Annotated in this window: 20 protein-coding genes; 7 read left to right on the top strand and 13 right to left on the bottom strand. The window is 67.5% G+C overall.

Features of this window, described 5'->3' with window-relative positions; all coding sequences use genetic code 11:
• Positions 1-232 precede the first annotated feature (232 nt).
• From XarbCFBP7408_RS04275 to ccmA, 9 genes are all read right to left on the bottom strand, one after another.
• The gene (locus XarbCFBP7408_RS04275; protein WP_181106709.1) at positions 233-1246 is read right to left on the bottom strand and encodes a tetratricopeptide repeat protein; all 1014 of its coding nucleotides are present in this window, start codon (positions 1244-1246) and stop codon (positions 233-235) included.
• Positions 1246-1680 (bottom strand): cytochrome c-type biogenesis protein, encoded by a 435-nt coding sequence (locus XarbCFBP7408_RS04280; protein WP_181106707.1) that lies wholly within the window; start codon positions 1678-1680, stop codon positions 1246-1248. The genes XarbCFBP7408_RS04275 and XarbCFBP7408_RS04280 overlap by 1 nt, the downstream gene beginning before the upstream one ends.
• Positions 1677-2279, bottom strand: a complete 603-nt coding sequence (locus tag XarbCFBP7408_RS04285) for a DsbE family thiol:disulfide interchange protein (RefSeq protein WP_104561690.1) — start codon at positions 2277-2279, stop codon at positions 1677-1679. The genes XarbCFBP7408_RS04280 and XarbCFBP7408_RS04285 overlap by 4 nt, the downstream gene beginning before the upstream one ends.
• Positions 2272-4209, bottom strand: coding sequence for a heme lyase CcmF/NrfE family subunit (locus XarbCFBP7408_RS04290; protein ID WP_104561692.1), 1938 nt, complete (start codon positions 4207-4209; stop codon positions 2272-2274). Before XarbCFBP7408_RS04290 ends, XarbCFBP7408_RS04285 begins: the two co-directional genes overlap by 8 nt.
• Before the next feature lie 171 nt (positions 4210-4380).
• Positions 4381-4851, bottom strand: coding sequence for a cytochrome c maturation protein CcmE (ccmE, locus tag XarbCFBP7408_RS04300; RefSeq protein ID WP_039515161.1), 471 nt, complete (start codon positions 4849-4851; stop codon positions 4381-4383).
• Positions 4848-5018, bottom strand: coding sequence for a heme exporter protein CcmD (locus XarbCFBP7408_RS04305; RefSeq protein WP_024939981.1), 171 nt, complete (start codon positions 5016-5018; stop codon positions 4848-4850). The genes ccmE and XarbCFBP7408_RS04305 overlap by 4 nt, the downstream gene beginning before the upstream one ends.
• On the bottom strand, positions 5015-5767 hold the full coding sequence (ccmC, locus tag XarbCFBP7408_RS04310; RefSeq protein WP_104561696.1) for a heme ABC transporter permease CcmC: 753 nt from the start codon (positions 5765-5767) through the stop codon (positions 5015-5017). Before ccmC ends, XarbCFBP7408_RS04305 begins: the two co-directional genes overlap by 4 nt.
• Before the next feature lie 94 nt (positions 5768-5861).
• On the bottom strand, positions 5862-6557 hold the full coding sequence (gene ccmB / locus XarbCFBP7408_RS04315) for a heme exporter protein CcmB (protein ID WP_006452115.1): 696 nt from the start codon (positions 6555-6557) through the stop codon (positions 5862-5864).
• A complete protein-coding gene (gene ccmA, locus XarbCFBP7408_RS04320; protein ID WP_039527017.1) occupies positions 6554-7198 on the bottom strand; it encodes a heme ABC exporter ATP-binding protein CcmA in 645 nt (214 codons plus the stop codon). The genes ccmB and ccmA overlap by 4 nt, the downstream gene beginning before the upstream one ends.
• A 198-nt stretch (positions 7199-7396) precedes the next feature.
• On the opposite strand from ccmA, the gene XarbCFBP7408_RS04325 reads away from it, so the two are divergent.
• Positions 7397-8545, top strand: coding sequence for a pyridoxal phosphate-dependent aminotransferase (locus XarbCFBP7408_RS04325; protein WP_104561698.1), 1149 nt, complete (start codon positions 7397-7399; stop codon positions 8543-8545).
• 199 nt (positions 8546-8744) lie between these two features.
• On the top strand, positions 8745-9545 hold the full coding sequence (locus tag XarbCFBP7408_RS04330) for an amidohydrolase (protein ID WP_104561700.1): 801 nt from the start codon (positions 8745-8747) through the stop codon (positions 9543-9545).
• A 66-nt stretch (positions 9546-9611) separates the two neighbouring features.
• On the opposite strand, the gene XarbCFBP7408_RS04335 is transcribed toward XarbCFBP7408_RS04330, so the two are convergent.
• Positions 9612-10382: a glutaminyl-peptide cyclotransferase gene (locus XarbCFBP7408_RS04335; protein WP_104561901.1), complete on the bottom strand. Its 771-nt coding sequence runs from the start codon at positions 10380-10382 to the stop codon at positions 9612-9614.
• Positions 10383-10547: 165 nt separating this feature from the next.
• Here XarbCFBP7408_RS04335 and XarbCFBP7408_RS04340 point away from each other — a divergent pair, with 165 nt between their 5' ends.
• On the top strand, positions 10548-10985 hold the full coding sequence (locus XarbCFBP7408_RS04340) for a hypothetical protein (protein ID WP_104561702.1): 438 nt from the start codon (positions 10548-10550) through the stop codon (positions 10983-10985).
• Between the two features lie 202 nt (positions 10986-11187).
• Here the strand turns inward: XarbCFBP7408_RS04340 and XarbCFBP7408_RS04345 are convergent, their stop codons facing one another.
• The 3 genes from XarbCFBP7408_RS04345 to XarbCFBP7408_RS04355 are packed head-to-tail and all read right to left on the bottom strand — an operon-like array spanning position 11188 to position 14951.
• The gene (locus tag XarbCFBP7408_RS04345; protein WP_104561704.1) at positions 11188-12822 is read right to left on the bottom strand and encodes a pseudouridine synthase; all 1635 of its coding nucleotides are present in this window, start codon (positions 12820-12822) and stop codon (positions 11188-11190) included.
• Positions 12815-14032, bottom strand: a complete 1218-nt coding sequence (gene scpB, locus XarbCFBP7408_RS04350; protein WP_181106703.1) for an SMC-Scp complex subunit ScpB — start codon at positions 14030-14032, stop codon at positions 12815-12817. Before scpB ends, XarbCFBP7408_RS04345 begins: the two co-directional genes overlap by 8 nt.
• 13 nt (positions 14033-14045) lie before the next feature.
• Entirely contained in the window at positions 14046-14951 is a 906-nt protein-coding gene (locus XarbCFBP7408_RS04355; RefSeq protein ID WP_104561708.1) for a segregation and condensation protein A, read from the bottom strand.
• Between the two features lie 350 nt (positions 14952-15301).
• Between XarbCFBP7408_RS04355 and XarbCFBP7408_RS04360 the strand changes: the two genes are divergently transcribed.
• The 4 genes from XarbCFBP7408_RS04360 to XarbCFBP7408_RS04375 all read left to right on the top strand — a co-directional run bounded on the left by XarbCFBP7408_RS04360 (position 15302) and on the right by XarbCFBP7408_RS04375 (position 20266).
• Positions 15302-15601, top strand: a complete 300-nt coding sequence (locus tag XarbCFBP7408_RS04360; RefSeq protein ID WP_104561710.1) for a YciI family protein — start codon at positions 15302-15304, stop codon at positions 15599-15601.
• The gene (locus XarbCFBP7408_RS04365; RefSeq protein ID WP_104561712.1) at positions 15598-15867 is read left to right on the top strand and encodes a BolA family protein; all 270 of its coding nucleotides are present in this window, start codon (positions 15598-15600) and stop codon (positions 15865-15867) included. The genes XarbCFBP7408_RS04360 and XarbCFBP7408_RS04365 overlap by 4 nt, the downstream gene beginning before the upstream one ends.
• A 276-nt stretch (positions 15868-16143) precedes the next feature.
• On the top strand, positions 16144-17166 hold the full coding sequence (locus tag XarbCFBP7408_RS04370; RefSeq protein ID WP_104561714.1) for a LacI family DNA-binding transcriptional regulator: 1023 nt from the start codon (positions 16144-16146) through the stop codon (positions 17164-17166).
• 121 nt (positions 17167-17287) lie between these two features.
• Complete coding sequence (locus XarbCFBP7408_RS04375; RefSeq protein WP_104561716.1) at positions 17288-20266, top strand: TonB-dependent receptor; 2979 nt, start codon at positions 17288-17290, stop codon at positions 20264-20266.
• Positions 20267-20301 lie beyond the last annotated feature (35 nt).

Raw genomic sequence — 20301 nt, forward strand, 5'->3', positions numbered from 1 at the left:
TCTGCCATGGCAGGGGCCGGGGGCCGGGAGGGGAATGGGGAATGGGGAATGGGGATTCGGTTTGAGCCCTTGAACTGTGTGTGATGCCACTCTCGGGAGCGGCGGATCTGTGGCTCGGTTGCAGGGCAACGGCCGGTGGAGATGGTCGGTGTGCATGGTTTGCAACACCGCAGCCGACTCACTCCGGTGCGGCGTCATCGTTGCTTGCGTTGCGTCGACACGTGGCGGCCACTCAGCGACCGATCACCAGCTCCACCGGAGCGGCAGTGGGCAGTTCCACCATCACCGGCATGCTTTCGACATCGTCGGCCTGGCGCATTGCGTTGCCGCTGCGCGATAGCCTGGCAAGTACCTGCACGGTGTCCAGCGACGATAGCGTGCGCGTCGGCATCGGGCTGTCGCCGTCGTCCATGGTGATGGTCAATGGCAGCTCGCTTAGCGCGTGTTTTTCCACCGCCACCGGCATCGGCGTGTCGGCGGCGCGCGCAATCACGAACACGCTGGTGTCGCCCGGCAATCCGGCGCGTTTGGCGAACTCGGCATCCAGCGTCACGCGCACCTGGATGCGTTTGCTGTTGGCTGCATCGGCGGCAGGCGTAGCCGGTGCCTGGATCGGCGCCAGCCCGGCTTCCTGGCGCGCGGCGTTGATCTGTTCCAGCAGGCCCGGGCGGGTAGAAGCATCGACCACGCGCAGCAACGGCTCCCAGGTCTCGCTGGCCTTGGCCGGTTCACCGGCCTGGCGCTGCACCACGCCCAGGAACCAGCGAGCGCGTTGATGGTCCGGCTGCACCGCCAGCGCATGTTCCAGCAGGCGCATGGCCTGCGGATCCGGGCGCCCGCTGGCGTCGGCGAGCATGCGCGACTGTGCGGCAGCCACCAGCACATCCGGCTCGTCCGGACGCAGCACGACCGCGCGCGCAAACGCATCGCGCGCCTCGGCGAATTTCTGTTGGCTGGACAGCGAGCGCCCCAGCAACACCCAGCCTTCGGCCTGATCGGGATTGCGCGCCAGTGCGGCGCGCAGTTGCACGATGGCTTCATCCAGCGAGCGTGGCGTGGCCGGCCGCTCGGCCGGCGCCTGAATCGCGCTCGGCGTGCCGACCAGCCAGTACAGCGCCACGCTCGCCGCCAGCAGCAACACCGCGATGCTGGCGGTCAGCCCGCGCGCCTCGCGCCACAGCGGCCGCAGCGCCACGCCGAACGCGAGCAGCGCCAGCACCACCATCGCACTGACGAAGCCGACCATCACCACTCCTGCTCATCGGCGGGCAGGGCGGGTGCAGCCACGCTGCGCCGGCGCACCAGCAGCACAACGGCGCCAGCGCCCAGCAACAGCGCCAGCAGCGGGCCGAACCACAGCAGCCAGGTGCGCGATTCCACGCGCGGGCGGTACAGCACGAACTCGCCATAACGCGCGACCAGGAACTGGCGGATCTGCGCATCGCTGCGGCCTGCGTGCATCAGCGCCAGCACTTCGCGGCGCAGGTCCTGGGCGATCTGCGCATTGGAATCGGCCAGCGACTGGTTCTGGCACTGCACGCAGCGCAGCTCGGCGGTGAGCGCATGGAAGCGCGCCTCTTCCTCGGCCGAGGCATAGCGCAGCGGCGCCGGGTCGCCGACCGGCTGGGCCAGCGCCAGCCAGGGCAACAGCAGCAGCGTCAGCAGCCAGGCGCGCATCATGGCGTGGCGTGCAGGTCCGGTGCGGCACTGGGCGAGCGCTCGATCCTGCTCAGCACCGGAATCAGCTGGGTGTCGATGATGGATTGGGTGAGCATGCCGCTGTACTTCCAGCGCACCACGCCGCGGCCGTCGACCAGAAAGGTCTCCGGTGCCGCAGCGATGCCGAAGTCGATCGCGGTACGGCCATCCTTGTCGGCGACCACCAGCAGGTAGGGGTTGCCCAGCTGTTCGAGCCAGCGCAGCGCATCGTTGCGCTCGTCCTTCCAGTTGTAGCCGATCACGCGCACGCGCTTGGTCAGCGCAAAGCGGCTCAGCACCGGGTGCTCCTCGCGGCAGGCCGGGCACCAGCTGCCCCACACGTTGATGATGTACGGCGCGCCGCGCAGTTCGCGCGCATGCACCACGATGCTGGGGTCGTGCAGCAGCGGCAGCGCGAACTCCGGCGCCGGCTTGCCGATCAGCGCAGAGGGCAGGGCATCGCGATCGTCCTGACCGGAGCGCACCACCGCATAGACCAGCAGCGCTGCCAGCGCGAGCAGCAGCACGATGGCACCCACCAGAACCGCAGTAGGCAGGCGGGGTGAACGTGACTCAACCATCTTGGATCTCCGGAGAACGACGAAAACGCCGGTCGGCCGCAGTGACCAGGCCGCCAAGCGCCATCAGCAGCGCTCCCAGCCAGATCCAGCGGACGAACGGTTTGAGGTGGACGCGGACCGCCCAGGCCTGATTGCCCAGGGGTTCGCCAAGCGCGACATACAGGTCGCCGAACGGGCCGGGACGGATCGCCGCCTCGGTCAGGGTCTGCCCGCCGCTGGCGTAGCGGCGTTTTTCCGCACGCAGCAGGCCGACCGGCGCATCGTCCTTGAACACCTGCAGATTGGCACGGTCGGCGACGTAATTGGGCCCGCGCAGTTCTTCGACATTAGCGAAGTGCAGCGCGTAGCGGCCGATCTGCATCTGCTGCCCGGGCGCCAGTGCGAGCTCGCGCTGCAGGCTCAGCGATTCCACCAGCAACGCACCGGCCAGGAACACCGCCACGCCCAGGTGCGCCAGCAGCATGCCCAGCATTTCGGCGGTGAGCTTGCGGCCCTTGGCCGCGCGCCGCGTCCACAGGAAACGCAGCGTGCCCAGCAGCACCCAGGCCGCGCCGGCCACGCCGAGTGCCGCCTTCCACTGGCCCTGCGGCGCGGCGAACCAGGCCAGCACGCCTGCGGCAAGCGCCAGGCCTGCCCACGGCGCGAGCATCGCCAGCGGACGCGAGGCCTGCTCGCGCTGCCAGCGGGTCAGCGGGCCGAACGGCAACAGCGCCACCAGCGGCGCCATCAGCACCACGAACAAGGTGCCGAAGTAGGGCGGCCCCACCGACAGCTTGCCCAGGCCCAAGGCGTCGGCCAGCAGCGGATACAGCGTGCCCAGCAACACCATCGCGCAGGCGCAGGCGAGCAGCAGGTTGTTCAACAGCAGCAAGGTTTCGCGCGAGCTGCCGGCGAACGCGCGGCGCGGGTCATCGACCAGCGACAGGCGCGGCGCACGCAACGCGTACAGCAGCAGCGAACCGCCGACCACCGCCAGCAGGAACACCAGGATGAACAGGCCGCGCGACGGGTCGGCCGCAAACGCATGCACGCTGGTCAGCACGCCCGAGCGCACCAGGAAGGTGCCCAGCAACGACAGCGAAAAGGCGGCGATCGCCAGCAGCAAGGTCCAGCTGGCGAAGCTGCCGCGCTTTTCGGTGACCGCCTGCGAATGCAGCAAGGCGGTGCCCACCAGCCACGGCATGAAACTGGCGTTTTCCACCGGGTCCCAGAACCACCAGCCGCCCCAGCCCAGCTCGTAATACGCCCACCAGCTGCCGAGTGCGATGCCGACGGTGAGCATGGCCCAGGCCACATTGGTCCACGGCCGCGTCCAGCGCAGCCAGCGCGCATCCATGCGACCTTCCAGCAACGCAGCGATGGCGAAGGCGAACGGCACCGCAAAGCCGACATAGCCGCAATACAGCATCGGCGGATGGATGATCAGCCCCGGGTCCTGCAACAGCGGATTCAGATCGGCGCCTTCCAGCGGCACCGGCGACAAGCGCGCGAACGGATTGGAGGTGAACAGCAAAAACGCCAGGAAGCCGATGCTGACCAGCGCCATCACCCCGAGCACGCGCGCCACCACCTGCGCGGGCAGCCGCCGCGACCACAGCGCCACCGCCCCGGTCCACAGCGCCAGCACCAGCGTCCACAGCAGCAATGAGCCCTCGTGCGCACCCCACACCGCCGAGTAGCGATACATCACCGGCAGCAGGCTGTTGGAATTCTCGGCGACATAGCGCACCGAAAAATCCTGCACCAGGAAGGCATGCGTCAGCAGCGCGAAGGCCGCTGCGATCAGGCCCAGCAGCAGCAACGCGGCCGGCCGCGCGACCGCCATCCAGCTGCTGCGCCCACGCTGCGCACCGGCCAGCGGTAGCGCGGCCTGCACCAGGGCCACCAGCAAGGCCAGAATCAGCAGGAAGGTGCCGAGCTCAGGCAGCATCGGGTTGGCGCGTTGGCGGGCAGGCAGTGGTGCGACGCTTGCCGGCGCAATGCAGGGGCGACATCCGGGCAGCGTCTGCATGCGCCTGCCCAGGCATCGCGACATCGTCGGCCACGCAGGCAAGCTGCAAGCGATCACAGCGCAGCAAGGCGAACGTTTTGACCCCTGCCATCAACGCAGCGCTCCGGCCTGGTCTGCGGCCGCCGGCACATCGTGCTTGCGGTGCGCGCTGCCCATCTTGTCGGCGACTTCCTTCGGCATGTAGGTCTCGTCGTGCTTGGCCAGCACATCTTCGGCAACGAAGACGCCGTTCTGCATGCGTCCGGTCGCCACCACCGCCTGTCCCTCGCGAAACAGGTCCGGCAGGATGCGGTCGTAGCGCACCGGCAACTGTGCATCGCCATCGGTGACGCGGAACTGCGCTTCCAGCGAACCGGACGCACGTTGAAACGAGCCTTTCTCCACCATGCCGCCGAGCCGGAAGCGCGCATGCTCGCCGGCGTCGCCGCGCAGCACTTCCGACGGTGTGTACAGATAGGCCACGTTGCGCTGCAGTGCCATCGCCACCAGCGCGGTCGCCAGGCCGCCGGCCAGCACCAGCGCGATCACCAGCCAGATCCGGCGGCGCCGTTGCGGGTTCACCGGATCAGCTCCGCATCGCTGGGCACCGCGCGCTTGCGTTCGCGCAGACGCCGCGCCTGCGCGATCTTCAACGCGCGGCGCAGCTGCCAGCGCCCGGCGATCAGGTCCCACAGCAGCACCAGCACGAATACCGCATAGGCGGCGATGACGTAGGGCAGGTAGCTCATGCCGCGCCCTCCGGCGCATCGCGCACGATCCAGGCCTTGCCGGCCTCGCGGCGCAGGTTGTCGGCGCGCGCCCGCGTGAGCAGCGAACCGGCGAACCAGAACTTGGTGCCGATCACCATCAGCCACAGCGGCAGCAGCATGCTGGCATCGATGCTGGAAGGGCCGAGCAGGCGGATGCTCTGGCCCTGATGCAGCGAGTTCCACCACACCACCGAATAGAGGATCACCGGCAGCAACGCCACGCCGACGATCGCCAGCAAGGCGGCCGCGCGTGCGGCCTGACGGCGATCGTCGATGGCCTGGTACAGACCGATCACGCCCAGATACAGGAACAGCAGGATCAGCTCGGTGGTCAGGCGCGGGTCCCAATCCCACCAGGCGCCCCACATCGGCTTGCCCCAGATGCTGCCGGTCAGCAGGGTGATCACGGTGAACGCCGCGCCGATCGGCGCGCAGGCCATCGCCAGGATTTCGCAGATCTTGATGCGCCAGATCAGCGCGATCGCCGCGTACACCGCCATCAGCCCGAACACGAACAGGCTCATCCACGCGCTCGGCACATGGATATACAGAATGCGAAAGCTATCGCCCTGCTGATAGTCGGCCGGCACCGCAAACAAGGCCTGCCAGATGCCCGCGCCCAGCGACACCGCGGCCAGCGCGTAGCACCACGGCGCCCAGCGCGCAGTGAAACGGTCGAAGATCGGAGGCGAGGCGAGTTGGTGGAACCAGCGGGCGACGACGTTCATGCGATGGCAGCAGCCTTTGGAATGGCATTGGCTCTCGAAACAGCAACAACGCAATGAGTGGAGCGTCTTGTCGACAGCGCATCGACCGCAGGGCTCAACTCAAGGAAATCCGGATCGCGGCAGCCGCAGCCAGCGGTGCCAGCACCACGCCGATCACCAATCCGGCGCCCAGCAACAACAACGCACCCACCGCATCCTGTCCTTGTCCGCTGGCCGCGACACTGCCGGCACCGAACACCAGCACCGGCACGTACAACGGCAACGCCAGCAACGCCACGAGAATACCAGAGCGTTTCATCGTCACCGTCAGCGCCGCGACCACGGCACCAAGCAGACTCAGAAGCGGTGTGCCCAGCGCCAACGATGCCAGCAGCACCGGTAGTTGGTCATGTGGCAGGTGCAGCAATTCGCCCAGCAGCGGCGTCACCGCGATCAACGGCAGCGCGCTGGTGGCCCAATGCAGCAGCACGCGCACCGCGATCAGCCACGCCAACGGCACCGGCGCCAGCAGCCATTGCTCCATCGAGCCGTCTTCCACATCGCTGCGGAACAACGCATCCAGCGACAGCAGGCCGGCCAGCAGCACCGACAGCCACAGCACCGCCGGTGCGGCCTGCGCCAGCAGGTCCGGGCGACCGCCCAGCCCCAGCGCGAACAACACCACGATCAGCAGCGCGAACAGCGCCGGCTGCAAGGCATCGCTGCGACGGCGCCACAGCAGCTGCAGGTCGCGGCTGAGCAGCGCGCGCGCGGCCTGCCACAGCGAGGGTTGTGGCGAATGCAGGCTCATGCCGCCGCCTCCAGCGTGAGCATGCGCGTACGCACCGGCGGCGCCGCATAGGCGCCGTGGGTGGTGACCAGCGCCGCGCCACCGCCGCGCAGGTGCGCGGAGATCATCCGGTTGACCAGGGTGATGCCGTCCAGGTCCAGGTTGGCGTAGGGCTCGTCCAGCAGCCACAGCGGGGCCGGCGACAACCACAGCCGCGCCAGCGCCAGGCGCTTGCGCTGGCCGGCCGACAGCTGCCGCACCAGCGCATCCTCGTAGCCGGCCAGGCCGACGATGGCCAGCGCACTGCCGGGCATCTGTTTGGCGCGGCGGCCATGCAGGCCGCACAGAAAGTGCAGGTTCTCCAGCGTGCTGAGATCGGCCTTCAGCCCCGGCAAATGGCCCAGATAGGCCATGAAGCGGCTGCGGTCGCCGCGCCGCGCGGTCTTGCCGTCGATCTCGATCTGCCCGCGCTCCACATGCAGCAGCCCGGCCAGCACCCGCAGCAGCGTGGTCTTGCCGGCGCCGTTGTCGCCTTGCACCAGCAGCGCCTCGCCGGCATCGACATGGAAATCCAGCGGGCCGAACACCGGCTCCTCGTTGCGGCTGAAGGCCAGCGCGCGCGCCGCCAGCAGCGGTGGCGCAGTGTGCAGCGGTTCGATCATCGGCGCAGCGGGCTCCCGTCGCAGGACGGCATGGGGTGGGCGAGGCAGGGCGCGCATTGTAGCGACGATGGCGCGCTGCCGGGGGCGCGTTCGGTAGGGTGATGTGTCCGGGAACGCTGTTTTGCATCGCCCGGGCGCAACCGCCTGGCGGCTTTGCGTACACTCGCGGTCCCCCCGTTTGTTGCCCGGACAGGCCCGATGCCCCTCACGACCAAGCTGCCCAAGGTGGGCACCACCATCTTCACCGTCATGTCGCAGCTGGCGGCCGAACACGGCGCGGTGAATCTGGGCCAGGGTTTTCCCGATTTCGCGGTGCCGCAGCGGCTGGTCGATCAACTGACCAAGGCCATGGCGGCCGGCCACAACCAGTACCCGCCGATGACCGGCGTTGCGGCCTTGCGCCATGCCATCGCCGGCAAGGTGCAGCGCTGCTACGGCGCGCAGGTCGATGCCGACAGCGAGATCACCGTCACCAGCGGTGCCACCGAGGCGATCTTCAACGCCATCCACGCGGTGGTGCGCGCAGGCGAGGAGGTCATCGTGCTGGACCCGGCCTACGACTGCTACGAGCCGGCGATCGACCTGGCCGGCGCGCGCGCCGTGCACGTGGCGCTGGACCCGCAGACCTTCGCCATCGATTGGCCGGCGCTGCGCGCGGCGATCACGCCGAAGACGCGCCTGCTGATGATCAACTCGCCGCACAATCCGTCCGGCGCGATGCTGTCTGCCGATGACATGCAGCGCCTGACCGAGCTGCTGCGCGGCAGCGACATCTTCCTGCTCTCGGACGAGGTGTACGAACACATCGTGTTCGACGGCCGCCGCCACGAATCGGTGTTGCGCTGGCCGGAACTGCGCGAGCGCGCGTTCGTGATTTCCAGCTTCGGCAAGACCTATCACTGCACCGGCTGGAAGATCGGCTACGCCATCGCGCCGCCGGCACTGAGCGCCGAGTTCCGCAAGGTGCACCAGTACAACACCTTCACCAGCTTCGGCCCGGCCCAGCACGCGTTCGCCGCGATGATCCGCGACGAACCCGAACACGACGAGCAGCTCGGCGCGTTCTACCAGGCCAAGCGCGACCGTTTCCGCGAACAGTTGCTGACCACGCGCCTGCAGCCGTTGCCGGTGCCCGGCGGCTATTTCCAGCTGGTCGACTATTCGGCGATCAGCGACCTGCCCGACACCGAGTTCGTGAAGTGGCTGACGGTGGAAAAGGGCGTGGCCGCGATTCCGCTGTCGCCGTTCTACGAGACCGCGCCGCAAGGGCAACGCCTGGCGCGGCTGTGCTTCGCCAAGAACGATGCGACCCTGGATGCGGCGATCGCGCGGTTGCAGCAGCTCTGAAGAGCTGGGAATCGGGAGTCGGGATTGGGGAATCGTAAGAGCGTTACTGGACTCCTTCTCGATTTCTGCCGGCCCGGGACAGGCAATCGTGAGCGCGTCGCTGATGTTCTTCCTGCCCTCCGACTTTGTCACCCACATAGCGCACAGACACCACCACACCCGCTCTACCCATTCCCCATTCCCCATTCCCGAGCCTTCAATGCACGACCTGCGCATCTCCCTGATCCAAGGCGACACCCGCTGGCATGACCCGGCCGGCAATCGCGACTATTACGGTGCGTTGCTGGAGCCGTTGGCCGGGCAGACCGATCTGGTGATCCTGCCGGAGACCTTCACCAGCGGGTTCTCCAACGACGCCATCGACAAGGCCGAGGACATGGACGGGCCGACCGTGGCCTGGGTGCGTGCGCAGGCGGCGCGGCTGGATGCTGCCGTCACCGGTAGCGTGCAATTGCGCACGCCCGAAGGCGTGTTCAACCGGCTGCTGTGGGCCACGCCGGACGGGGCGCTGCAGTATTACGACAAGCGCCATCTGTTCCGCTTCGGCAACGAGCACCTGCGCTACGCGGCCGGGCGCGATCGCCTGACGGTGGAGTGGAAGGGCTGGCGGATCAATCCGCAGGTCTGCTACGACCTGCGCTTTCCGGTGTTCTGCCGCAATCGCTTCGATGTCGAGCGGCCGGGCCAGCTGGATTTCGATCTGCAACTGTTCGTCGCCAACTGGCCGTCCGCGCGCGCCTATGCATGGAAGACGCTGCTGCGCGCCCGCGCGATCGAAAACCTGTGCTTTGTGGCAGCGGTCAACCGCGTCGGCGTCGACGGCAATCAGCTGCACTACGCCGGCGACAGCGCCGTGATCGATTTCCTCGGCCAGCCGCAGGTGGAGATCCGCGAGCAGCCACAGGTGGTCACCACCACCCTCAGCGCTGCCGCACTGGCCGAACACCGCGCACGCTTCCCGGCGATGCTGGATGCCGATGGCTTTGTGATTCGGGATTAGGGATTGGTGCAAAGCAGGCAAGGCTCAGCTATCCGCTTGCCCGCCGTTGCGAATCCACAATCCCCGCTACTCCCCCAACCTGATCTCGTAGATCTTCGGCCACCGCTTGCCGGTGACGAACAGGCGATCGTGCTCGGCGTCGTAGGCGATCCCGTTGAGCACATCGTTGCCGGGGTCGCTCAGCGTGTCGGCGTCCGGCACCAGCGCCTTCAAGTCGATCCAGGCGATCACCTTGCCGCTGGCCGGGTCGATGCGTGCGATGCGGGTGGTCAACCAGACGTTCGCCAACAGCGCGCCGTTGACCCATTCCAGCTCGTTGAGATTGTCCAGCGCCCTGCCGCCGGCAGTGACCTTGATGCTGCCGACCTGCTGCAGCGTCTGCGGATCCAGCCGTCGAATATTGGCAGTGCCATCGCTCATGTACAGGCTGCTGTCGTCACGGGTCAGCGCCCAGCCCTCGCCGGAATAATGGAACTGCGTGCGCGGCGTCAGCGTGGCCAGGTCGTAGACGAATCCGCGCTGGTTGCGCCAGGTCAGCTGGATCAGGCGGTCCTGCCAGGCCACGATGCCTTCGCCGAAAAACGGCGCCGGTGTCGTGGCCTGCTGCAGGACGCGGCCGGTCGCAAGCTCGACCTTGCGCACGCTGGACCGGCCCAGTTCGCCGGTGCTCTCGTACAGGTACCCGTCCAGATAGAACAGGCCTTCGGTAAAGGCGGCGGTGTCGTGCGGATAGGTGCGCACGACGGTATAGCCCTGGGTCGGGATGGTCTCGCCGCAGTGGGCGGGGGTGGGCAGCAGCAGGGCGGCGAAGAGCAGGCTGTAGGCGGTGCGTGGCATGCCGCAATCATCCCATGCCGCCATCGCAGACTGTGGCTGCGCAGGCCACCGGCTGGCGAAATAATGATTCGCTGAACGGTCGCATGCGCGGTGCCGGCATGTTGTCGCGGCTGCCACATCGGCGCTGCTAGGCTCGGCGCCACGTTCACCAACCGGAATGCCCGCATGATCAAGTCCCTTTCCCTCTTCGCGCTGCTGGGCGCCGCAACGCTTGCACCGCAGGCGCAGGCCGCCGGCAACATCGACTGCCAGCTGTCGTTCAACCTGTCGGGCTGGTCGTTGTTCTACAAGACCGCCAGCGGCACCGGCACCATCAAGTGTGACAACGGCACGGTGATCCCGGTCAAGATCTCCAGCAAGGGCGGCGGCCTGACCGTCGGCAAGTCCAAGATCGTCGGCGGCCGCGGCAGCTTCTCCGGCGCCTACAGCCTCAATGATCTGTTCGGCACCTACGCGGCGGCCGAAGCGCATGCCGGCGTGGTCAAGTCCAGCACGGCACAGGTGGTCACCAAGGGCGACATTTCGCTGGCCCTGGCCGGCACCGGCGAGGGCGTCGATCTGGGCGTAGCGGTGGGCAACTTCGTCATCAAGCCTCGCAAGTAAGACGCTGCGCGGTGCAGCGCAGGCGTCGCGAATGGTCGACGCCTGCCGGCACGCGCAGCGCCAGCACAGTGCGCTCCCGCGCTGACGCGTTGCGACCTCGGTGTCGCTGCTACGGCAAGCAGCTGCAAGGCTGCATAGCCACGGAGGCAACAACAAAAAACGGCCCTTTGCAGGGCCGTTTTTTTATTGCGCGCGTCGCAGCTTAGCGACCGCGATTACCGCCGCCTGGCGGGCGACGATTGCCGCCGCCCGGCGGGCGACCACCCGGTCCACGCGGCGCGCCGCCCGGACCACCGGGGCCGCGATTGCCGCCCGGACCACGGTTGCCGCCGGGGCCGCCCGCGCGTGCGCCGGTCGGGCGACCGGCCGCCGGACGTGCCGCGCCATACGGGCTGAAACCCGGGTTGGCGTGATCGGACGGAAAGCTCGGCGCATTGCCCGGATGACCATACGGGTGCTTGCGCTGACCCTGGCCTTGGCCCTGCGACTGGCCCTGTCCGCCACCGGCGCCGCCACGTCCCGCGCCGCCTGCGCCGGGACGTGCATTGCCCGCGCCGCCACCTGGGCGTGCACCGCCCGGACCCTTCTTCGCGTACGGGCGTGCCTGGCCGGTGCCGGGGCCGCCGGGGCCGGCATTGCGGTGACCGCTCGGCCCGGTGCTCACGCCATCGGGCACATACCAGCTGCGGAACGCGGCGGGGTTGCCGTCCGGCAGGCCGCGGTCGCCCTTGGCGGGGGCGCGTTGCTTGAACGGGCGCTGCTGCGACTGCTTGGCCGCCGCTTCGCCGCTGACGGTGAGGCCACCGCGGAAACCGCCCGGCTTGCCACGGCCACGGCCGCCGCGATCTTCGCGCAGGTTGTCGAAGCGGCGCAGTTCGCGGCCTTCGTCGGCGCCGGAGGTCTGGCCGTTGACGTAGGCATTGCTGCGGCCATCGCGCGAGACGTGCACGGTGGACTTGGCGGCGCGGCGCTGGCCGATCACCGGCTGCAGGGTCAGCGCCGACGGCGCGCCTTCTTCCAGCTTGAGTTCGGCGCGCAGGGCGTCGACCTTGTCCTGCGCCACTTCCACCGAGTGCCCGCGCAGCAGTTCGCGCGGCAACGAGATCTTGCCGTAGCGGCTGCGCTTGAGGCGACTGACCTGGCAGCCCTGCGACTCCCACAGGCGACGCACTTCGCGGTTGCGGCCTTCCTTGACCACCACGCGGAACCAGTCGTGTGAGTCGGTGCCGCCGATGCGTTCGATCTCGTCGAACTTGGCGCCGCCGTCTTCCAGCAGCACGCCGCGCGACAGGCGCTCGATGATGGCGTCGGAGACCTTTTCCTCGCCTTCCGGGGCGCGCACGCGCACCACGTATTCGCGCTCGACCTCGTAGGAGGGGTGCATCATCGCGTTGGCCAGCTCACCGTCGGTGGTCAGCAGCAACAGGCCGGTGGTGTTGATGTCCAGGCGGCCGATCGCGATCCAGCGCGAGCCCTTCAATGCCGGCAGCGACTCGAACACGGTCGGGCGGCCTTCGGGATCTTCGCGCGTGGTCACTTCGCCTTCGGGCTTGTTGTAGATCAGCACGCGGGAGGGTTCGGTCAGCGCGCTGGCGACGAAGCTGCGGCCGTCCAGTTCGATCTTGTCGCCGCTGCGCACCGACATGCCGGTCTGCGCGACGGCGCCATTGACCTTGATCAGGCCATCGGCAATGCGCTGTTCCAGCGCGCGGCGCGACCCCAGGCCGGCCTGGGCCAGCACCTTGTGCAGGCGCTCTTCCAGCTTGGGCGCTTCGGGCGCGCTGTCGCGCTTGAGGGAAAGCTTGTTCAACGACAGCTTGCGGGGGGTGTCACTCATGTGTCTGGCTCCGGCCGACGCGTTGTGGGTCGGCCTCTGGGTCGGAATCGGCTTCGTCAACAGCCACGGTCGTCGTCGCGACGGCGTTGTCTTCGTCTTCGTTCACTGCATCCGCGCGCGTTCCCGGCGCGGTGTCGGGGTCGCCCTCACGGGCGTCATCTGGGTGTTGCGTGTGCTGGTCGTGCGCCGAGCCAGGCTCGGGGTGCTGCGGTGTCTGCGCGCTCACTGCGTCGGTGGCTTCCGTGTCGATTGCATCGTCGAGAGCGTGGTCTTGCTGGTCCAAGCCGGCATCGCTGACGGCTTCCTGCGTGCGCTGGCCGGCATCGGTGCCGATGTCGCTTGCAGCATCGCGCTCGGCGTTGATCTGGTGATCGCTCGCTGCTTCGGCAGTATTGTCCGGGCTCGCTGGGGCGTTGGCGCCGTGCGCTTCCGAACCCTCTGGCGAGTCACTGGCGCCGCTGTCGCTCTTGACGCTCTCGCCGGCGTTGGCTTCTGCATCTGCGCCTGTATCCGCATCGTCAGCACCTGCCTCGTCCGCTGCTACATCCGCATCCCCACCTTCAGCGTCAGCCGTATCGGTATCAGCATCGGCCTGGTCCTGGGCCGCATCCATCGCTGCCGAGGCCGGCACTGCACCATCCAGTTGCCCGTCGCGGTCCAGCGGCAGCTGCGGTTCCAGCTCGGCGATGTCCTTCAACTCAGACAATGGCGGCAGCTCGTCCAATCGCTTGAGCCCGAAGTAATCCAGGAAGCCCTTGGTGGTGCCGAACAGGGCCGGCTTGCCGGGCACGTCGCGGTGGCCCACCACGCGGATCCACTCGCGTTCCTCCAGCGCCTGGATGATGTTGCTGCTCACCGCCACGCCGCGCACCTGCTCGATCTCGCCGCGGGTGATCGGCTGGCGGTAGGCGATCAGCGCCAGGGTTTCCAGCGTGGCGCGGGTGTACTTGGTGCGGCGCTCGGTCCACAGCCGGGCGACCCAGCCATGCACGTCCGCCTTGACCTGGAAGCGGAAGCCCGAGGCCACCTCGACCAGCTCCACGCCGCGCTCGGCGCAGCCGTCGCGCAGCAGTTCCAGCGCACGCTCGACGCTGCCGGGCGGCGCCGGTTGTTCTTCGGGGAACACGCCCTGCAGCTGCGCCAGCGTCAGCGGCTGGCTGCTCGCCAGCAGGGCGGCTTCGATAATGCGGGTGATCAACGCTTGATCCATTCGGTGATCGGCTTCAGAGAGGTTCGTTGGCGGCATCGCTGTCGTCGAATTCGCTGGAGAATTGCAGCGGCGCATTGGTATTGCCCAAGGCCAGCGACTTCACGTAGATCGGCGCCAACGGCGCCTCCTGCACGATGTCCAGCAATTGCTCCTTGGCCAGTTCGAGCAGCGCCAGGAAGGTGACCAGCACGCCGAGCTTGCCTTCTTCGGCCGTGAACAGCGATTCGAAGCGATAGAACCTGCCATCGTCCAGGCGGCTCAGTACATCGCCCATGCGCTGGCGCACACTCAGCGCCTCGCGCTTGATCGCATGGCCGGTGAACAGCTCGGCGCGCTTGAGCACGTCGTACAGCGCCATCAGCATTTCTTTCAGTTCCACCGGCGGCGGCAGCTTGACCGCGGCGCGCTCGGGCAGATGCGCCTGCACCGGTGCGCTGTCGCGGCCCATGCGCGGCAGGGTGTCCAGATCCTCGGCGGCCTGCTTGAAGCGTTCGTATTCCTGCAGCCGGCGGACCAGCTCGGCGCGCGGATCGTGTTCTTCGCCTTCCTCGCTGGGCGGGCGCGGCAACAGCATGCGCGACTTGATCTCGGCCAGGATCGCGGCCATCACCAGATATTCGGCCGCCAGTTCGAAGCGCAGCTCCTGCATCACGTTGATGTAATCCACGTACTGCCGGGTGATCTCGGCGACGGGAATATCCAGGATATCCAGATTCTGCCGGCGGATCAGATACAGCAGCAGGTCCAGCGGACCTTCGAAGGCATCCAGGATGACTTCCAGCGCGTCCGGCGGGATATACAGATCCTGCGGGATCTGCAGCACCGGTTGCCCATGCACCACCGCCAGCGGCATTTCCTGCTGCTGTGGCGGCGCGCTCGTGGCTGGCGGAGTCGCGTCGTGCGCGAGTTCGGAATTCATCAGGTCGACATCGGGTCTTACGGTCGCCGGCCGCGGTCTGAGCCGCGCCTGCAGGGCTTTGCCTTGAGTTATTGCGATCAATGTCGTGCCCGTGCCGGCACGATCCTACAAATCCACATACAACGTGCGCCGCGTGGCATGCGGCGACGGAACAGCGAGGAGGTCGTCTACGCGGGTCGGCGGTGGGCAGCGAATCGGTCGTCGAGGAGGCGTGGGGCCTGGGCCGACGGGCCGCTGCGTCCGATTGCGTGTGCAGTGGTGGCAAGGGTAATGCGTGCGCGGGGGCGGTGTCCAGCGCCGAGGCGGCTAGAATCCCGGGGCTGTTCTTCACGTCTTGGGCGAGGTGGCCTATGTGGTACGTAATCGAAGGGTATGACCGGGCCGACGCACTGGCGGCCCGGCAGCAGGCGCGACCGGCGCATCTGGCGCGTTTGCAGGCGCTGGCGGCGGCAGGGCGCCTGCTGGTGGCCGGCCCATGCCCGGCGATCGACGTCGAGGATCCGGGCCCGGCCGGTTTCAGCGGCAGCGTGGTCATCGCCGAATTCGACGCGCTGGACGACGCCCGCGCCTGGGCCGATGCCGATCCGTATGTCGCGGCGGGCGTCTACGTGCGCACCGAGGTACGCCCGTTCCGCCGGGTGTTGCCGTGAGCCGGGTCGAGCGGATCCGCGCCGCGCTGCAGTCGGCGCTGGCGCCGACCGAGCTGGAAGTGGTGGACGACAGCCATCGCCACGCCGGGCATGCCGGCGCGCGCGACGGGCGTGGGCATTTCAATGTGCGCGTGGTCAGCGCCGCCTTCGCCGGCAAGCCGCCGCTGGCGCGTCACCGCGCGGTCTATGCCGCGGTGGGCGAGATGATGCAGACCGATATCCACGCGCTGTCGATCGAGGCGATCGCGCCCGGCGAGGCGGGGTAACCAGGTGATCAAGCCGCCGTCGTAGGAGCGCACCCGGGCGCGACGGGGTTATCGGTGAGGCCTGTCGCGCCCGGGTGCGCTCCTACGGGGGCGAGCATTCCCTGACACGTGGGCGACATTTGTTGCGACGCAACACATCGCTTCACGTATTCATCACCTGCAGATGCTTGATCTGTAAGCGTTTTCACGGACGTGAAGACAGGGGTTTACGCCCCTGTATGAAAACGCTTACAGTCCGCGCCAGTTTTGGGAAGCCGGTCGCGGAGGGCGACACGAATGGCCAAGGGTGCGGTCACCATCAAAGATGTCGCCAGGGAAGCGCAGGTCTCCGTCGCAACGGTGTCGCGTGCGCTCAACGGGCATGAAAACGTCGCCGGGCCGGTGCGCCAGCTGGTGCAGGACGTGGCCGCGCGGCTGCGCTACAGCCCGCATGCGGCAGCCCGCAGCCTCAGCAGCCGACGTACCCAGACCCTGGGCGTGGTGCTGCCCGATCTGTATGGCGAATTCTTTTCCGAGCTGATCCGCGGGATCGATGGCGCGGCGCGCGCCGCCGGCCAGCATCTGCTGGTGTCCAGTTACCACGGCGACCCGGAGGCGCAGGGCAGGGCATTGCAGTCCATGCGCGGGCGCGTGGATGGTCTGCTGGTGCTGTCGCCGTATGCCGAGCAGCCCGGGTTCCTCACCGACAACCTGCCGCAGGCGCTGCCCACGGTGCTGATCAATGCGCACGTCCCCGGCGATGCCTATCCGGTGCTGAGCATCGACGACCATGCCGGCGCGATGGCGATGACCGAACATCTGTTGTCGGCCGGACATCGGCGCATCGCGTTCATCGGCGGGCCGGCGCTCAATTTCGATGCGCGCGAACGCCTGCGCGGCTTCCGCGATGCCATCGCCGCCTACGGCGATACCGCGCAGACCATCGAATTCCCCGGCGACTTCGACGAGGCCTCCGGCCACCGCGCCGGCCAGGCGATGCTGGCCGACGGCGCGCTGCCCGACGCGGTATTCGCCGCCAACGACATGACCGCGCTGGGCTGCCTGTACGCGTTTGCCCAGGCCGATATCTCGGTGCCCGGGGACGTGGCACTGGCCGGCTTCGACGATATTCCGCTGGCCCGTTTCGTCCACCCGGCGCTGACCACGATGCGGGTCAGCATCGCGCGCCTGGGCGAGCAGGCGATGTCCCGGTTGATGCGGCTGGTGGACCAGCCCGGCCGCGATGACGGCATCCGCCAACTGCTCACGCCCGAGCTGGTGATCCGCGCCTCCTGCGGCGCCGGCGAGCCCGGCCTCTGAGGTTTCCTGCCCGCTGACCCTTTTCGCGGACGTTCTGTCCGCTCCCGCTGCCCCCCGCAGCGGTCGTTCCTGCAAGTCGCAACGCCACAACAACAATCTGTACCGATCCCTGGAGGGACCAATGCGCCACCACTACCCCCATTCCGCCAGTCCGGCGCGCAAGCTGCTCAGCTGCGCCCTGGCCAGTTGCCTGCTGCTTGGCGCCGCACCGGCTTTTGCGCAGAGTGCTGCTGCGACCATCCGCGGCCAGGTCACCGTCGACTCGGCACCTGCCAGCCAGGCCCAGGTCACCGCGACCAACCTCGCCACCGGCCTGACCCGCACCGTGCAGGTCAGCAACGGCGGCTACTCGCTCGGCGGCCTGCCGCCGGGTTCGTATCGCCTGGACGTCACCGCCAACGGCCAGACCACCTCGCAGAACGTCACCGTGCAGGTCGGCCAGACCGCGACCCTGAACCTGGGCGTCGGCGGCGAACCCGCCACGGCTGACGGTGGTAACGCCACCACGCTGGATGCGGTGCAGGTCAAGGCGCCGCCGGTACTGGTGGAAACCCGTACCTCCGAGAACGCCACCTATATCTCCAACGTGCAGATCCAGAACCTGCCGCGTGCCACGCGCAACTTCCTGGAACTGGCCGACACCGTGCCGAACGTGCAGTTCACCCGCGAGGCCAACGGCACCACCAAGGTCCGCTCGGGTGCCACCTCGGCTGAAGGCACCAATGTCTACATCGACGGCGTGAGCCAGAAGAACTACGTGCTGACCGGCGGCGTCAGCGGCCAGGATTCCAGCCGCGGCAACCCGTTCCCGCAGTCGGCGATCGGCGAGTACAAGGTCATCACCTCCAACTACAAGGCCGAGTTCGACCAGGTCAGCGGCGCGGCCATCGTGGCCTCGTCCAAGTCCGGTACCAACGATTTCCACGGCAGCTTCTTCTGGGATACCAGCAACGACGGCTGGCGCGAAGAAAGCCCGCTGGAAAGGCGCGCCGGCGTGCGCGACGACTTCGAGGAAACCCAGTACGGCGCCACCTTCAGCGGCCCGATCCTCAAGGACAAGGCGCATTTCTTCGTCGCCTATGAGGCCAAGGAATACACCACGCCGAACGTGGTGATTCCCGGTTCGATCTATTCGGACCGCGTCGATCAGCTGCCCGCGCAGTTGCAGCCGCTGGTCGCCACCTACAGCACGCCGTTCAAGGAAGACCTGTACTTCGCCAAGATCGACTGGACCATCGGCGACAACAGCCTGTTCGAGCTGAGCGGCAAGTACCGCAAGGAAGACGAGCTCAACGACGTCGGCGGCACCTCGACGCTCGAGCACGGCAGCATCAACGGCCAGGAGGAAAAGCGCGCCAACCTGCGTTGGCAGTACAGCGGCGCCAACTTCCTCAACGAAGCCAACCTCAGCTACGAGAGCGCGTTCTGGAACCAGGCGCCGATCAACAACGGCAACGGCTACATCCTCAGCTACACCCCCAACCGCGGCAACGAGACCGACGTGCTTGCCGCAGGCGCCGGCAGCAGCTTCCAGCGCAAGGGTCAGAAGGGCTGGACCTTCCAGGACGACCTGACCTTGAACAGCCTGGAATGGCACGGCGCGCACACCGTCAAGATGGGCGTGAAGTTCAAGAGCATCGATCTGGATTCCACCCAGTTCAATCCGGCCAACCCGCAGTACTACTACAACATCCTCAGCGACGTCGAAACGCCGTACCGGGTGCGCTTCGGTGCGCCGCTGGTCGAAGGTGGCGGCTCGGTGGTGTCCGAGAACAAGCAGTACGGCATCTACCTGCAGGACGACTGGGAGGTCAACGAGCACTGGACCCTGAACCTGGGCGTGCGCTACGACTACGAAGAAACCCCGGCGTTCCTGGACTTCGTGACCCCGTCCGACGTCGCCGGCGCCTTGCAGAACTGGACCAACCTGCGTAACGCCAACTACGACATCAACAATTTCATCAGCACCGGCAACAACCGCAAGGCGTTCAAGAATGCCTGGCAACCGCGGCTGGGCGCCTCCTACGACCTGTTCGGCGATCAGGCCCACGTGATCTATGGCGGTGCCGGCCGTGCCTACGACCGCAACATCTTCGACTACCTGGCGCTCGAGCAGCTCAACAACTCGTTCAACTCCTATAGTTACTACTTCACCAGCGCCAACAACCCGGCCTGCCTGGGCGACCCGTGCACCGCATGGAATCCGGCCTATAACACCCAGCAGGGCCTGAACACGCTGACAGCCAGCAGCAGTGGCGGCGGCGGTCGCGAGGTCTACCTGATCGACAACAACATCAAGACCCCGTACTCGGACCAATTCAGCATCGGCATGCGCAACATGGTGCCGCTGTGGGGCCAGGACTGGTTCACCGACGTGACCCTGAGCCGCATCGAAAGCCATGACGGCTTCGCCTTCGTGCGCGGCAACCGCCTGCCGGACGGCACGTTCTTCCAGCCGGGCACCACTTCCGGCTCGCCGACCGATGGCCCGGATGGCTACAGCGCCATCGTGCTGGGCACCAACGGCGTGGAAACCCGCAACAACCAGCTCGCGTTGCAGGTCGAAAAGCCGTTCGACGAGGAGTCCGGCTGGGGCCTGACGGTGGCCTACACCTATTCCGACGCCAAGGAGAATCGCCAGTTCGGCGAGCATTACGCCCTGGATCGCGAACGCATCGAGGACTACGGCTGGCGCGAGGCCGGTGGCATTCCGAAGAATCGCCTGGTGGTCACCGGCATCTACGAGCTGCCGTACGCGATCAAGCTGTCCAGCAAGCTGTCGCTGGCCAGCCAGACCGCGCGCTACGGGCAGAACTGCCTGGCCGGCAACGACCAGTGCTACATCGTGCAGTTCAAGCCGGACGGCACGCTGGGCTACAAGGAGTTCAGCATCGCCGCCAATAAAGAATGGGATACCGGCGCAGGTGTCAAATTCAACGTGCGTGCGGATATCCTCAACGTGTTCAATTGGGTGAACTACGCCAACTTTAACGGCGAGACCGGGACACTCGGAGACTTGAACACGGCTTACGGCACCCCGACCGGTGTGCTGGCGTCGCCGATGCGTACCTTCCGGCTGGCCTTCGGCCTGAACTGGTGAGGTGCCCGGCCGCCCTGGCAGCGATGTCAGGGCGG

It is taken from the genome of Xanthomonas arboricola pv. guizotiae (assembly GCF_002940205.1).
In the GTDB taxonomy this organism is placed as follows: domain Bacteria; phylum Pseudomonadota; class Gammaproteobacteria; order Xanthomonadales; family Xanthomonadaceae; genus Xanthomonas; species Xanthomonas arboricola_C.